Genomic DNA, 15,401 nt, shown 5'->3' with positions numbered 1-15,401 from the left:
TATAATGCAAATTTTTCTTGCGGACCTACATTCAGAAGTTGGTAAGAAGATGGCAATAAAGGAGGATTTTCTTCCGCATTTTGAAGATATGGAATTTGAAAATCCTCTTCATATTGATTTATTACTAACAAATTTGGGAAGGGAAGTTTTAATAAAAGGTAAGATTACTGGTCAAGTAGAGCTAACGTGCAGTAGATGTCTGAAAGAGTTTACCTATAATATTGATGTGGATGTAGAAGAAGTTTATTTATGGGATTTACCTATATTGAGAAATATTTCTCCTTCCGAAGCAGAGGTTGAGTTAACAGAGGAAGATTTTAAATTTGTATTGGAAAAAGAGATTCTCGATTTGGATCCTTTAGTAGAAGATAATGTACGTATTTCTATTCCAATAAAGCCTCTTTGCAAGCCAGATTGTAAAGGACTTTGTCCTGTGTGTGGGCACGATTTGAATTTAGGACCATGTGAACATGTAGGAGAAATAAATGTAGATCCAAGATGGGAACCACTAACGAAAATATTAAAAAAAGGAGGGAAATAACAAATGGGACTTCCTAAGAAAAAATTATCAACTACAAGAAGGGACAGAAGATGGGTAAGGTATAAGCTTCATGGTGTATCTTTGGTGGAATGTGGGCATTGTCATAAATTGATTTTACCTCACAGGGTTTGTCCCTTCTGTGGCTATTATAAAGGAAGAAGTATAGTTGAAGTGGAAGAGAAAGAAGAAAAATAGATAGGGTATAAAAATATGGGTGTTGGAATTATAAGTGTTGGAACATCTGTTCCACCTAAGTTCTTAACTAATTTTGATTTAGAAAAGATGGTAGATACTTCTGATGAATGGATTACTACAAGAACCGGAATTAAAAAGAGACACATTGTTGATGAAGGAGTTAATGCATCAGATTTAGGAGCAGAGGCAGCTTTAAAAGCTTTAGAAAGGGCAAAACTTTCTCCTAAGGATATAGATCTTATAATAACTACATCTTCTTCTCCTGAAATGATCTTCCCGCCCACTGTATCTCTTATTCAGAGAAAAATAGGAGCAAGTAGGGCGGGAGGTTTTGATCTACTTTCTGCTTGTACGGGATTTGTCTCTGCCTTAATAACCGGAGTTCAATTTATAAAAAGTGGTGATGTAGAAACAGTGCTCATTGTTGGGACTGAGGTACTATCAAGATTGGTTAATTGGGAAGATAGAAACACTTGTGTTCTTTTTGGGGATGCGGCAGGAGCTGTTATTTTAAGGGAAGTGGGAGATGATTATGGATTAATATCATGGAATTTACATTTGGATGGTGAGGGGGCGGAACTACTGGAAATTCCAGCAGGAGGTTCAAAACTTCCTGCTTCTTATGATACTGTTGATAAAAAGCTCCATTATATTAGGATGAATGGAAGAGAAGTTTTTAAATTTTCTGTTAGGGTTATTTCTGAAAGCACTGAGGAAGCTTTAAATAAAGCCAATTTATCTCCTAAAGATTTAGATTGGCTTATTCCTCACCAAGCAAACATAAGAATAATTCAAGCAGGAGCAGAGAGATTAGGTATTCCTATGGAAAAAATTGGAATCACTGTAGATAAATATGGAAATACATCAACAGCATCAATCCCGTTAACCTTAGAGGAACTTTTAATTCAGAAAAAGATAAAAGATAGGGATTTAATAGCCTTTGTTGGGTTTGGGGCTGGTCTTTCCTGGGGTACCGCTCTTATGCGATGGAAAGAGGTGAATTTATTTGATTAAAACCCCTCTATGTGATCTTTTGAATATTAAATATCCTATTATTCAGGGAGGTATGGCTTGGGTAGCAACTTCCGAACTTGCGTCCGCTGTTTCAAATGCAGGTGGTTTAGGTGTAATAGGGGCTGGAAATGCAGACCCTAATTGGGTTAGAGAGGAGATTAGAAAAACCCGTACTTTAACAGATAAGCCCTTTGGAGTTAATATTTACTTTCTTTCTCCCTATGCTGAAGAAGTAATGAAGGTAGTAATAGAAGAGAAAGTTCCTGTAGTAACTACTGGTGCTGGAAATCCAGGAAAATACATACCATTTTTAAAGGAGAAAGGAATAAAGATTTTTCCCTTGGTATCGTCGGTTGCATTAGCTGTAAGATTGGAAAGACTTGGGGTGGATGGTCTTATAGCGGAAGGGATGGAATGTGGAGGACATATTGGAGAGCTAACTACTATGGCTTTAGTTCCTCAAGTGGTATCCGCTGTGAAGATTCCTGTAATTGCAGCAGGTGGTATAGCAGATGGAAGAGGTTTTGTTGCTGCTTTGGCTTTAGGAGCTCAGGGTATTCAAATGGGTACAAGATTTATAGCCAGTGAAGAGTGTAAGGTACATGAAAACTATAAAAGGGCTATTTTAAAAGCAAAGGATAGAGATACGGTAGTTACAGGAGCAAGCACAGGTCATCCTGTTAGAGTTATATATAATAAACTGGCAAGGGAATTTTTAGAGTTAGAGAAAAAGGGAGTACCAATAGAGGAGTTAGAGAAATTTGGGACAGGACGTCTTAGGTCTGCAGTTATAAATGGAGATGTGGAATATGGTTCTGTTATGGCTGGTCAAATATCCGGCTTAATAAATGATATAAAACCAGTAAAAGATATTATTGAGGATATTGTAAAGGAAGCGGAGAATATAATAAAAAACTTGCAAAATTTTATAAAGGAGAGTTAGTTTTTATGAGAGCATTTATATTTCCTGGACAGGGCTCTCAATCTTTTGGTATGTTTTCACCTTTTCTTAATCAAGATTTTGAGTATTTTTTAGAAGAAATAAGAAAAATAGATGAAAATATAATAAAAGTTTACCAAGATGGAACAGAGGAATTAATGAGAAAAACCATATATTCTCAACCTGCAATTTTTTCAATAAGTTGCATGTTAGATTACTATTTAAAAAATAATAATTTTTATCCTGATTTTGTGACGGGTCATAGTTTGGGTGAATATTCTGCTTTTTGTTCTGCAGGGATCTTTGATTTTTCTGTGGGATTGAGATTGGTTTACGAGAGAGGAAGAATCATGCAAGAAATATCAGAAGAAGTTTCAGGTGGAATGTGGGCTGTAATAGGAGGAGATATTGATAAGATTCGAGAAAGTTTGAAAGACTTTGAAAATCTATTTATAGCTAATTATAACTCACATGAACAAATAATTATTTCAGGATCAATAGAATCCTTTCAAAGATGGCAGGAGATTTTTAGAAGTGAAGTTAAAAGGATAATACCGCTTTCTGTTAGTGGACCTTTTCATAGCCCATTAATGGGTAAGGCTCAAGATAAATTTTGGGAGATTATCAAGGAAATCAATTTTAGAGATCCTGAGATTCCTGTTATAAGTAGTACCACAGTAAGTGAGGTAGAAAAAGCTGAAGATGCAAAGGAGATTTTATTGAAACAGTTTACATCATCAGTATTTTGGACTGATACAATAAGTAAACTAAATAGTTTAGGAGTAGATGAATATATAGAAGTTGGACCTGGAAAAGTACTTCAAGGACTTGTAAAAAAGATTTTGAAGGATATAAAGATTAAAGGCATTGAGAAACCCGAAGATTTTCTTGCTTTAAAGGGGGAGGAATAATGCTTAAAGATAAGGTTGCTTTGGTTACAGGGGGAAGTAGGGGGATTGGAAGAGCAATAGTCATTGCTCTTGCAAAAGAAGGAGCTAAGGTGGTAATTAACTATAGAAGTAATGAAGAGTCTGCAAGAGAAACATTAGAAGAAGTTGAAAAGTTGGGTGCAGTAGGGTATTTATATAAGGCGGATGTAAGTAATGAGGAAGAAGTAGAAAATATGTTTAAGGATATATTGACAAAATTTGGTCGACTTGATATTTTAGTCAACAATGCGGGGATAACAAGAGATAATTTATTATTAAGAATGAAATTGGAAGATTGGGAAGCGGTTATGGCAACAAATTTAAGAAGTGTATTTTTGTGTACAAGAGCAGCAGCAAAAATTATGATTAAGCAAAGAAGTGGAAGAATTATAAATATTTCTTCAATTGTTGGAGAGATGGGTAATATAGGACAGGCTAATTATTCTGCTTCAAAGGCAGGAATAATTGGTTTTACAAAAACTGTTGCCCGTGAGCTTGCCAGTAGGGGTATAACAGTAAATGCTGTTGCTCCTGGATTTATTGAGACAGAAATGACAGAAAGTATAGCCCCTGACTTAAAGGATCTATATTTAAAACAGATTCCTCTTCAAAGGTTTGGAAAGCCTGAGGAAGTTGCTAATTTGGTCAAATTTTTGGCTTCTGAAGAGGCGGGCTATATTACTGGGGCTGTTATAAACATTGATGGTGGATTGGCTATGTGAAAATTTACAAGGAAGGAGGTGAAGAGTAAATGGATGAGGCAACCATCTTTGAAAAAATAAAGAAGATAATTGTAGAACAGTTAAGAATTGACGAAGACCTTATCACGATGGATTCTTCAATTCAGGATGATTTAGGAGCGGATTCTTTAGATGCAGTAGAGTTAATCATGGCTTTAGAGGAAGAATTTGGTATTGATGTTCCTGATGAGGATACAGAAAAATTTAAGACAGTAGGAGATGTGGTCAGATACGTAGAGAAAAAATTGTAATTATAAAAAGGGTACTGGTTTTATTATCCTTCCAGTACCCTTTTAATGTATTTTAAGGAGGAGATATTTAATGAAAAGAACCGTTGTTGTTACAGGGGTTGGTGTGATATCTCCCATTGGCATAGGAAAGGAAAAATTTTGGGATAATTTGGTAAAAGGAAGATCTGGCATAAGCTATATTGAAAAGTTTCCAACTGATGATTACCCAACGAAAATAGCAGGAGAGGTAAAAGATTTTAATCCCGAGGATTTTATAGATAAAAAAGAAGCCCGAAGGTTGGATAGATTCTCACAGTTTGCTATATCTGCAACCAAATTAGCTTTGGAAGATGCAAATTGGAATCCCTCTGAGGAAGAGAAAGAAAATACAGCAGTTATAGTAGCCTCGGGAATAGGGGGTTTAGAAACTTTAGAAAATCAGTTCAGAGTTTTATTTGAGAAGGGACCAAACAAAGTAAGCCCCTTTGTAGTTCCTATGATGATTATCAATATGGCGGCAGGAAATATATCTATACAGTTTGGTTTTAAAGGACCTAATTTTGCAACGGTTACAGCTTGTGCAGCAAGTTCACATGCTATTGGACTTGGTTATAAACTGGTTGCCAATGGAGAAGTAGACTGTGCAATAGTTGGCGGGACAGAAGCAGGTATCACGCCTATGGGACTTGCGGGTTTTTGTTCTATTCAAGCTCTTTCAACTCAGAACGATCCTCCGGAGAAGGCAAGTAAGCCCTTTGATGCTCGTAGGGATGGTTTTGTTATGGCGGAAGGTTGTGGTATTCTTGTCCTTGAAAGTTTAGAACATGCTTTGAAAAGAAATGCGAGGATTTATGCGGAAATTGTTGGTTTTGGAGCTTCTGACGATGCTTATCATATTACAGCTCCTGATCCTCAAGGTTATGGTGCATATCTTTCTATGAAAAGGGCTCTTATGGATGCGGGTATTACTCCTGAGATGGTTGATTATATAAATGCTCATGGAACTTCTACAAAACTTAATGATAAAATTGAAACATTAGCCATTAAAAAGGTATTTGGGGAGCATGCCTATAATTTAGCTATTAGTTCTAATAAATCTGTATTTGGGCATGCCTTAGGAGCTGCTGGTGCCTTAGAGTCTGTGGCTACAGTTTTAAGCATATATTATGGGGTTGTTCCTCCTACTATAAATTACGAGGAAAAAGACCCTGATTGTGATTTAGATTATGTACCTAATAAAGCAAGGGATATGAATATTAGGTATGCCTTAAAAAACTCCTTTGGGTTTGGCGGACAGAATGCATCCTTAGTATTTAAAAAACATATAAATGAAAGCTAAAGAAATAGAGACTATAAATAAAACAGAGAAGGAATTAGAAGAAAGGTTTGGTATTATTTTTTCTGATGTTGAGCTTCTTTTTACAGCATTAGTACATCCATCTTATAGAAATGAAAATTTAAATGTTCTTGAGGATAATCAAAGATTGGAATTTTTAGGTGATAGTGTAATTGGTCTCATAATAAGTGAAACCTTGTTTAAATTACATAAGAATGCTAACGAGGGAATGCTCTCTCAGATGAGGAGCCATTTAATAAAGGGTAAAACTTTAGCGCGAAAAGCGAAAGAAATTGGTTTGAATAAGTATGTTCTACTGGGAAATGGAGAAGAATTACAAGGAGGAAGAGAAAAAGAATCCATTCTTTCTGATCTTTTTGAGGCTTTTATAGGTGCTTTATTCTTAGATAAAGGATATGAGTTTACAAAAGAATTTGTATTAAAAATATTCAAGGAGGATTTGGAGAATATAGAGTACGAGATAGATTGGAAGAATATACTCAGAAGTGTTTTGCTTAAGCAGGGGAAAAAATTTGAATATAGATTAGTAAAGGAAGAAGGACCAGAGCATAACAAAGTATTCTATATCGAATTATGGGTTGATAACGAGAAAATTTCTGAGGGAATTGGAAAAAACAAAAGTCAAGCGGAGATGCAAGCTGCGCAAAAAGCTTTAGAGAAATTAGGGAAAAATGTATATTAAAGAAATAGAGATTAATTATTTCAAATCTTTTTATGGTCATCATAAGATCCCTTTTAATGGTAAATTCATAGTCGTAACAGGACCGAATGGTTCTGGTAAAAGTAATATATTGGATGCAATAAGATGGGTTATTGGAGAGCAACGATCCAAGTTATTAAGAGTTGAAAAATCTGAGGAAGTAATATTTGGTGGGAACAAAAATTTAGCACCTGCAAAGTATGCAGAAGTTTCTCTTCATCTTCTTATCAATTCTGGTTTTGCCTTTGATATCTATATTATTACAAGAAGAATTGAAAGAGATGGAGATAGTGCATATTTTTTAAATGATAAAAATATCAGATTAAAGGATTTGCAAATTTTTCTATCCTCTTGTGGGGTAGGAAAGCACAATCTAACCTTTATAGGGCAGGGAGAATTAGAATCTCTTATATTAGACAATGATAGATTAAAAGAATATCTGGAAGATATAGCAGGTATCTCTGGATATCAGGAAAAAGTAAAAGAAACACAACTGAAATTAGATATTATAGAAGCCAAAGGAAAAGAGATTGAAGAGAAAAGGAGAATGCTTTGGGAAAACTTGGAGGAATTGAGAAAAGAGGCAAAACTTGCAGAGTACTATACAGAATTAACAAAAGAACTGGAAAAAGTTAGGGAATCACTGAATTACTATCAATGGCAGAAATTATACAAAAATATAGAAGAAATAAATGAAAACCTGAGAATTTTTAAAGATGAGTTTTCAGGTATTGAGATAGAGTTGGAAAATATGAGAAAAGAGGAAGAGGAGATTAATAGTAAAATAAAGGACTTGAATAGAGAATTAGAGAATATTAAAAGTATACTTGTAGAAAACCAGATAAAGAGAGAAAAGCTTTTGCAAAGAATCTCAGACTTTGATGATAGAAAAAAGAAATTAGAGAAGGAAATTTTAGAAAGTAATAAGGAATTAGAAATCAATAAAGAAGAATTGAAAAATGTAGAGCAAAATTTGATAGAAGAAGAGGAAGAAAACTATTTAGAGCTGGGAAGAAAGCTAAGAGATATTGAGACTAACTTGAAGGAGAAGGAGATCATTAAGGCAAGATATGAAGAAAAATTGAAGAATTTTCATGAGGTTTCCAATGTATCTGAAGAGTTTGCAAAATGGTTTATCCAAAGGCTAAAGCAAAAGAGAGAGAAATTAGAAGAATACAAAAATTATATTAGTAAGGAGCTAAGAGAAAAGGAATCTCTAATAAGAGCTAAGGAAAGATATTTAGATGAGAAGGTTTTTGAACTTCAAAGAGAAAGGCGTCTTTTGAGGGATTTAGAAGATATCCAGAGAGACAGTTTACCTAAAGGGGTAAGAGAGATTTTAGCTTTAAAAGATAATAATGTTTTAGGAATAGTATTAGACATTTTACAGATTGATAAAGATTATTTGACCCCTATCTTTAATATCCTTGGGAATACACTCTTTGATATCATTGTAACCGATGAATATACTGCGGAAAGATTGATTAGATATTTAAGGGATAATAATTTGGGATGGGCAACTTTTAGACCATTAAGCTTTTATAAAGATTTTAAGGAAAGAATAATTGAGATAAAAGATGGAATAAGAGCTTTAAATGTGGTTAATTATGATGAAAGATTTAAGGAATTAGTTTATAGTTTATTGGGAAATGTTTTAATTTTTAAAGATTTCGAGACTGCACTAAGTAAAAGAGAGCTTTTAAAGGAAGGTTGGAGATTAGTTACATTAAAGGGAGAAGTTTTTTTAGGGAGTGGTACCATTAGCGGTGGTGTTAGAAATAATATTCAAACAACCCTTAATATAAATATTAATATGCATGAGAGAGAAGAAAATATAAAAGAGTTAAGTCAGGCTATATCTATATTAGAAAGTGACATAAAAACCTTAAGAGTTGAAAAAACTATTCTCGAGAACAAGAGGGAAAAATTAGACAATCTGCTCAAGAAAATTGATTCAAAACTGGAATTTTATGGTAATGTAGGGTTATTTGAAGAATACAGAAGGATTTTAGAAGAATTTTCTTATTTACGGAATGAATGGGAAAGCATAAAGGACAAGTATGAGAAATTAAGAGAAAATTTCATTTATAATAGAAATAGAAGAGAATTTTTGGGAACTCTTGTGAAAGATCTACAAAATAAGATTGAGGAAATGAAAAAAGAGAAAGATTTCATAGACAAAGAATATGTAAATATGACAAGAAATTTGGAAGATATAAATAAAGAAATAGATGATGGTTTATTAAAAGAAGAAAATTTGAGATCAGAAATAAATTCTTTAACAGAAAGGTTAGTGCATCTAAAAGAAGTAAAGGAGAAGCTAATAAATAGGAGACAACAAATTAGAGAAGAAATTATAAGAAGTGAAACAAATCTACAACAGATCGTAAAGAGAAAGGAAGAAATCGAAAAGGATTTTGAAAACAAAATCCCAAACTTAAAGATTGATTTGCCAGAGTCTAAACTAAGAGCGAGAGAAAAAGAGATATTAAAAACATTGGAAAATTTAGGACCTATAAACTTTTTAGCAAAAGAAAAACTCACTACTGAGGAAGAAAAATATAGAGAGCTTACTGAACAATGGGAAGATGTTTATGAGTCTATTTCATCATTAAGAAGTATCATTAAGAGTACTTTGAGGGAAGCAGAAACAAGGTTTTTAAATGCCTACTCTGTTCTCAAAGATTTAGCTAATAATAATTGGAAAATGTTTTTCCCTCATGGGGATCTACAAATTTTATTAGAAAAAGAACAAGATCCTCTTAATTCAAATATCTATATTAAATTAACTTCTAATAAGAAGAACTATAAGAGTTTATTAATGCTTTCAGGAGGAGAAAAAAGCATTACAGCCCTTTCTTTATTATTGGCAGGCTTAGAGATAGCACCTGTTAATTTTTGTTTTTGGGATGAGATAGATTCCGCTTTAGATAATCATAACGCCCATGTATTAGGTAAAAAAATAAAAGAAATGAGTAAAAGTATACAATTTATATTGATAAGCCATAATCCAACTTTGATGGAATACGCAGAGACTCTGTATGGTGTTACTATTGATGAGAGGGGTTCTACCCAAGTTTTGACATGGAGATTAGAAGGGGAGGTTGTAAATAATTGAGCTTTTGGAAAAATTTACCTAAATTACAGAATTTTGCGAAGAAGGTTCAGGAATTATTTAGAATTTCAAAGTTAGATGATGATTTTTATGATGAATTAGAAGCAGAACTAATTCAAGGTGATATGGGAATTGAATTAACCTCAGAGATTATGAAGCTTATTAGGGAGAAAAGATTTTCTAATCCAATTGAGGTGAGGGATTTTTTAAAAAATTATTTGTTAAGCCTCTTTTCAAATTTAGATAACAAACTTAACTTGGATCCAAACATAATTAATGTGATAGTATTTTTAGGAGTTAATGGTACTGGTAAGACAAGTACGATAGGTAAATTAGCCTACTTCCTAAAAAGTTTGGGCTATTCGCCTGTTATATCTGCAGGGGATACTTTTAGAGCTGCTGCAATTGATCAGGTGAAAATATGGGGTGAAAGGGCTAATGTAGATGTAGTTGCTCAAAAAGAGGGGGCTGATCCAGCCTCAGTTGTGTATACAACATTAGATTTTGCAAAAGCTCGTGGGAAAAATGTTGTTTTGGTAGATACTGCAGGTAGGATGCATACAAAGAGTAATCTAATAGAGGAATTAAAAAAGATTGAGAGAATAATAGAAAAGAATTTAGGTTATAAAGCAAAAGAAAATTTGGTAGTAGTTGATGCAACCTTAGGACAAAATGTCATTAGACAAGTAGAAATTTTTCATTCTGCTATTAATTTGACAGGAATAATACTTACAAAATTAGACGGCTCTGCAAAGGGAGGAATTATTTTTAACTTAGTTAAGAAGTTTTCATTGCCTGTTAAGTTTGTAACAGTAGGAGAAGGGTTAGAAGATTTAAAACCATTTGATCCTGAAGAATTTATTAATAATTTTCTTTTAGGAGAATAACCATGATTAGAAAAGCAAAAATTAAAGATGTTCCAGAGATTCAAAAATTGATAAATGAGTTTGCTGAGAAAGGGCTGCTGTTGCCACGTTCTCTAAGTGATTTGTATGAAAATATCAGAGATTTTTATGTTGTTGATATAGATGGTATAATTGTAGGATGTTGTGCTTTACATGTTATTTGGGAAGATTTAGGAGAAGTTAGATCATTGATTGTAAGAGAGGAATTTAGAGGAAATAGATTTGGAGAAAGACTTGTGAAAACGTGCTTAAAAGAGGCGGAATTTTTAGGTCTTAGAAGAGTTTTATCTCTTACCTATATTCCTGAGTATTTTGAAAAATTGGGATTTGAAAGGATAGATAAAAAAAGCCTACCTTATAAAGTTTGGACGGATTGTGTAAAATGTCCAAAGTTTCCAGATTGTGGGGAAATTGCACTACTTTATTATCTATGAAAAGAATACTTCTCCTTGTAATATTGTTTTCATTAGATAGATTGGTTAAGGAGGTGATGGAGAGGGTATTAATATATCACAAACCATATCATATAAATAGTTTTATCTCTATTAGATTGACCCATAATTATGGTGCAGCTTTAGGTTTTGAGCTTCCAAGATGGATTTTAATAGCTTTAAGCATTATAGCTATAATTGCTATTATTTTATATATCATAAAGGAGAGGGTTTTTTCTGTTAGTATTTCCTTTTTATTGGCAGGAATTTTAGGGAATCTTTGTGATAGAATACTTTATGGATATGTGATTGATTTTATTTCTATTGGTAATTTCCCTATTTTTAACTTAGCAGATTCTTATATTTCGATTGGTTTTCTTATGATTGTTTTGAGTATCTTAAAAAAATAAGGAGGTATAAGACATGTATCCCAAATTGCTTACTATTCCACAATTTTACATTCTTAAGTACAAGATTGGACCTATCACTATTTATTCCTGGGGAACTTTTGTGGCTTTAGGTTTTTTAGTAGGTATAATCCTTGCTATGAGGTGGGCAAAAAAGGAAAATATTGATCCAGATCACGTGCTAAATATTTCTGTTTGGAGCATTATTAGCTCTATTATCGGAGCAAGAATTACGTATGTGCTAAAATATTGGAATAGTTATAAGTCAAACCCAATTACTATTCTACATCTTTGGGATGGTGGACTAATCTTTTTTGGTGGATTTTTTGTCGCTTTAGTTGTTGTTTTACTGTATCTTTGGAAATATAAGATTGATTATTGGAAATTTTTAGATATTACAGCTCCTGCTTTAGCAATTGGTTCTGCAATAGGTAGAATTGGATGCTTCTTAAATGGGTGTTGCTATGGATATGAAACACCCCTTCTTTGGGGAGTAAAATTCCCTAATCTTTTTGGCTATAGACATCCTACTGAACTATACTATACTGCTCTATTCCTGATAGTATTCTTTTATCTCTTATACGTGAAGAAGCATAAAACTTTTGATGGGGAAGTCGCTACAAAATTCTTTATCTACTATCCGTTAGCTTACTTTACAGTGGAAGTATTTAGAGATAATCCAAAATTTCTTTGGCAGTTTACAGGGTCTCAAGTAGTATCCTTATTGATTATTGCTTTTGGGGTTTATGCTTATAATAGAAGATTAAGAAATTTACCACTTCTTCCTTGGACGTCAAAAACAAAGACTGCATCTTCAAAGAAGCATAAATAAGAGAGGGAGGGAAAAACCTCCCTCTCTTTTTTTAAGCTTGGTTCATTTTTTCTATTAATTCTTTCATCATTTCTTCAGTAAGCATTCCTCCGCTAAAGGATATTAAGCTTCTAAGAGGCATATATCTCATCATTTGAGTAAACATTTCGTATATATCTTTATCAGTAGATGCTAAATTGGGGTTATTCTTTATAAATCCTTCAGCTATAGGTTTAAATATTTCTCTTGCTATTGGATCATTCATAACATCCTCTACAGTAGAATTGAGGTGGAACTTCTTTCTTTTTCTTATAGCTGGCTTTACGTATACTACTTCTTTTAGTAGGATGTCTTTTGAAGATTTACCTATTAATATTTCAAATTCACCTTCCTCTACGTACCAATCTCTTAATTCTACATCATAGTATGCAAAAGCCCTCTTATCTAAAACAAAAGTTACTTCTTTTTCTTCTCCAGGATTAAGCTCTATCTTCTCAAAACCTTTAAGTTCCTTTTCGGGTCTAATTACACTGCTTTTTATATCTCTGACGTATAATTGTACTATCTCTTTACCTTTCATATTCCCAACATTTTTAACCTTTACTCTGACTGTTAGTGTATCTTTATCTGTTAATTCTTTCTTATCCACTTGTAAATCTCTATACTCAAAATCCGTATAGCTTAAGCCAAAACCAAAGGAGAAAAGGACATCCATTTCTTTCTTATCATAATACCTATATCCTACAAATATACCTTCTCTATACTCTGCAGTATCGCCTTCTCCAGGATAGAATAAATATGATGGATTATCACTTAGCTTTTTGGGGAAAGTCTCAGGAAGTTTCCCTGAAGGGCTTACAACTCCAAACAAAACGTCTGCAACTGCGCCACCCCAAGCCTGTCCACCTCTATATGTCTCTAACAAACCTTTAACTTTATCTATCCATGGCATTTCTATGGGTGCCCCATTCGATAAAACTACCACCAAATTACTATTTACCTTTGAAACTTCTTCAATCAATTTATTATGGCTTTCTGGCACTCTCATATGAGCTCTATCAAAGCCTTCTGATTCATATCTTTCAGGTAGTCCTGCAAATACTACTACTACGTTAGCCTTTTTTGCAATTTCCTTTGCTTCAGAAATTAGATTATCATCAACTTCGTCAGTTTCTACTTTGTAGCCATCTGCATATAGAATTTGTGCTCTTCCTTCCACAATCTTTACAATTTCATCATAGGCATTGTCTATCATTGTAGGATTTACATGGGCGCTTCCTCCACCTTGAATTTGGGGGTTTTTAGCAAATGCTCCTATAATGGCTATTGTTCCTTCTTTTTTAAGAGGAAGAATCTTATCTTCATTCTTTAATAAGACAAAACATTCTCTTGCTACTTCTCTTGCTATCTTATGATGTTCTTCTTTACTATATGTGGCATTTTCCCTCTTGTTTTCTATTGCCTTAAATACAATTTTCAATATTCTTTCTACTGCCTTATCTAAAACTTCCTCAGATATTTTTCCGCTCTTAACTGCGTCTATGATTTTTCTATCTCCAATTCCTCCATCATAGGGCATTTGTAAATCTAAACCTGCAAAAAGTCCCTTATCTCTCTCATTAACAGCTCCCCAGTCTGAAACTACAAAACCTTCAAATCCCCATTCTTCTTTTAATACATCATTAAGAAGATACTTATTTTCTGAACAGTATTCTCCATTTACTTTATTGTAAGCACACATTACGGTCCATGGTTTTCCTTCTTTAACAGCTATTTCGAAACTTGCAAGATAAATTTCTCTAAGGGTTCTTTCATCTATGACAGCATTGACTGTTAATCTCCTGTGTTCTTGGTTATTGGCACAGAAATGTTTTAGAGAAGTTCCCACACCTTCACTTTGTACTCCTTTAATAAAGGATGCTGCTAAATTTGAGGCAAGGAAGGGATCCTCTGAATAATATTCAAAGTTTCTTCCACAAAGAGGAGTTCTTTTTATATTTACTCCAGGACCAAGAAGTATGTTTACTCCTTCTGCTTGGCATTCTTCTCCTATTGCTTTTCCAACTTTTTCAACCAATTTTTTGTCCCATGATGCAGCCATAGTTGCTGCAGTAGGAAAACATGTTGCAGGCACACTTTTGCCAAAAACTTTGTCTTCTTTTCTTAATCCATGTGGACCATCTGACATCCTGATAGAGGGTATTCCAAGTCTTTCAATGGGTTTGGTTTGCCAAAAATTTAATCCAGAGCATAGTGAGGCTTTCTCCTCAAGAGTCATTTGAGATATAAGCTTTTTAATATCTCTTTCCATAAATTTACCTCCTTGATGAATCTTTTTTGTTAGTATACCATACCAATAATACTTTGTTGCAATAAGAAAAATTTTTTGGAGGAGTTTTATGAAAAAGTATATAATTTTCTTCTTAATAATTTTGCTTTCCTTTTTATATGGGCAGGATAGCTTAGATATAAAGGTTGAGAAACTCTTAAATGCTATGAGTTTAGATGAGAAAATAGGACAAATGACTCAGGTTGATAGGTTTCAGGGTAATAATCTATCTGATGAGGATAGTGTTCTTTCTTGTCCCAAGCATTTTTTAGGAGACGGCGGGACCAAGTTTAGTACTGGAATAAATGGATTATTGGATCAAGGGGATACAAGAATTTCTGAAAAGGAATTAAGAGAAATTCATTTAAAACCATATATAGGTGTTATTAATGTAGGAGCAAGATCTATCATGGTATCTTTCTCCAGCTGGAATGGGATTAAAATGCATGCAAATAAATATTTACTTATTGATGTATTAAAAAAGAATTAAATTTTAAGGGATTTTTAGTTTCTGACTGGGGAGCAATAAATCAATTATACTGATCTGTAATCATTTTTAATCACCCCCAATCATAAGCACAATTCTTCCTTTCTTGCTTATCTTTAACCTCAATCTTAATATCTCAATTATTCTTAAGGCAAAATTTATGAAGCTTATTATTCCTCTCTTTAATTCCTCTTTTAATAACTTTATTCTATGCTCTCCCTTCTCTATTTTTGATGTTAAGTAAATAACTAACAATGCTCCCATAAATAC

17 protein-coding genes are annotated in these 15,401 nt (G+C 33.3%); 15 read left to right on the top strand and 2 right to left on the bottom strand.

Translation table 11 applies throughout. The features are described from left to right. The first annotated feature begins 4 nt into the window (after positions 1-4). From CBR30_08695 to lgt, 14 genes are all read left to right on the top strand, one after another. Positions 5-541, top strand: coding sequence for a hypothetical protein (locus CBR30_08695; GenBank protein PMQ00907.1), 537 nt, complete (start codon positions 5-7; stop codon positions 539-541). A gap of 3 nt (positions 542-544) precedes the next feature. Then, the gene (locus CBR30_08690) at positions 545-736 is read left to right on the top strand and encodes a 50S ribosomal protein L32 (GenBank protein ID PMQ00906.1); all 192 of its coding nucleotides are present in this window, start codon (positions 545-547) and stop codon (positions 734-736) included. 15 nt (positions 737-751) lie between these two features. Then, positions 752-1,750 (top strand): 3-oxoacyl-ACP synthase, encoded by a 999-nt coding sequence (locus CBR30_08685; GenBank protein PMQ00905.1) that lies wholly within the window; start codon positions 752-754, stop codon positions 1,748-1,750. Beyond that, positions 1,743-2,693: a nitronate monooxygenase gene (locus tag CBR30_08680; GenBank protein PMQ00904.1), complete on the top strand. Its 951-nt coding sequence runs from the start codon at positions 1,743-1,745 to the stop codon at positions 2,691-2,693. Before CBR30_08685 ends, CBR30_08680 begins: the two co-directional genes overlap by 8 nt. 5 nt (positions 2,694-2,698) lie before the next feature. After that, the gene (gene fabD, locus CBR30_08675; protein ID PMQ00903.1) at positions 2,699-3,601 is read left to right on the top strand and encodes a [acyl-carrier-protein] S-malonyltransferase; all 903 of its coding nucleotides are present in this window, start codon (positions 2,699-2,701) and stop codon (positions 3,599-3,601) included. Beyond that, positions 3,601-4,341, top strand: coding sequence for a beta-ketoacyl-ACP reductase (locus CBR30_08670; GenBank protein PMQ00902.1), 741 nt, complete (start codon positions 3,601-3,603; stop codon positions 4,339-4,341). Before fabD ends, CBR30_08670 begins: the two co-directional genes overlap by 1 nt. A gap of 29 nt (positions 4,342-4,370) precedes the next feature. Next, the gene (acpP, locus tag CBR30_08665) at positions 4,371-4,610 is read left to right on the top strand and encodes an acyl carrier protein (protein ID PMQ00901.1); all 240 of its coding nucleotides are present in this window, start codon (positions 4,371-4,373) and stop codon (positions 4,608-4,610) included. Positions 4,611-4,680: 70 nt separating this feature from the next. Next, on the top strand, positions 4,681-5,928 hold the full coding sequence (gene fabF / locus CBR30_08660) for a beta-ketoacyl-[acyl-carrier-protein] synthase II (protein PMQ00900.1): 1,248 nt from the start codon (positions 4,681-4,683) through the stop codon (positions 5,926-5,928). Next, a complete protein-coding gene (rnc, locus tag CBR30_08655; protein ID PMQ00899.1) occupies positions 5,918-6,628 on the top strand; it encodes a ribonuclease III in 711 nt (236 codons plus the stop codon). Before fabF ends, rnc begins: the two co-directional genes overlap by 11 nt. Next, positions 6,618-9,764, top strand: coding sequence for a chromosome segregation protein SMC (locus tag CBR30_08650; GenBank protein PMQ00898.1), 3,147 nt, complete (start codon positions 6,618-6,620; stop codon positions 9,762-9,764). The genes rnc and CBR30_08650 overlap by 11 nt, the downstream gene beginning before the upstream one ends. Then, positions 9,761-10,648, top strand: a complete 888-nt coding sequence (locus CBR30_08645; GenBank protein ID PMQ00897.1) for a signal recognition particle-docking protein FtsY — start codon at positions 9,761-9,763, stop codon at positions 10,646-10,648. The genes CBR30_08650 and CBR30_08645 overlap by 4 nt, the downstream gene beginning before the upstream one ends. A 2-nt stretch (positions 10,649-10,650) precedes the next feature. Continuing rightward, positions 10,651-11,100: a GNAT family N-acetyltransferase gene (locus CBR30_08640; protein PMQ00896.1), complete on the top strand. Its 450-nt coding sequence runs from the start codon at positions 10,651-10,653 to the stop codon at positions 11,098-11,100. After that, on the top strand, positions 11,049-11,507 hold the full coding sequence (locus tag CBR30_08635) for a peptidase A8 (GenBank protein PMQ00895.1): 459 nt from the start codon (positions 11,049-11,051) through the stop codon (positions 11,505-11,507). The genes CBR30_08640 and CBR30_08635 overlap by 52 nt, the downstream gene beginning before the upstream one ends. Positions 11,508-11,520: 13 nt before the next feature. After that, positions 11,521-12,336 carry a prolipoprotein diacylglyceryl transferase gene (gene lgt / locus CBR30_08630; protein PMQ00894.1) on the top strand — a complete coding sequence of 272 codons (816 nt, stop codon included), beginning with the start codon at positions 11,521-11,523 and terminating at the stop codon, positions 12,334-12,336. 31 nt (positions 12,337-12,367) lie between these two features. Here lgt and CBR30_08625 read toward each other — a convergent pair whose 3' ends face one another. Continuing rightward, positions 12,368-14,626 carry a glycosyl hydrolase gene (locus tag CBR30_08625; GenBank protein PMQ00893.1) on the bottom strand — a complete coding sequence of 753 codons (2,259 nt, stop codon included), beginning with the start codon at positions 14,624-14,626 and terminating at the stop codon, positions 12,368-12,370. Between the two features lie 88 nt (positions 14,627-14,714). Between CBR30_08625 and CBR30_08620 the strand changes: the two genes are divergently transcribed. After that, positions 14,715-15,134 carry a hypothetical protein gene (locus tag CBR30_08620; GenBank protein PMQ00892.1) on the top strand — a complete coding sequence of 140 codons (420 nt, stop codon included), beginning with the start codon at positions 14,715-14,717 and terminating at the stop codon, positions 15,132-15,134. Positions 15,135-15,200: 66 nt separating this feature from the next. Here the strand turns inward: CBR30_08620 and CBR30_08615 are convergent. Beyond that, the coding region (locus CBR30_08615; protein ID PMQ00891.1) for a hypothetical protein at positions 15,201-15,401 on the bottom strand (201 nt) is incomplete at its 5' end.

Origin of the sequence: Dictyoglomus sp. NZ13-RE01 (assembly GCA_002878375.1) — a bacterium.
Classification (GTDB): domain Bacteria; phylum Dictyoglomota; class Dictyoglomia; order Dictyoglomales; family Dictyoglomaceae; genus NZ13-RE01.
Note: the sequence above shows the minus strand (reverse complement) of the source record. Positions and strands in the feature narration are given on the sequence as shown.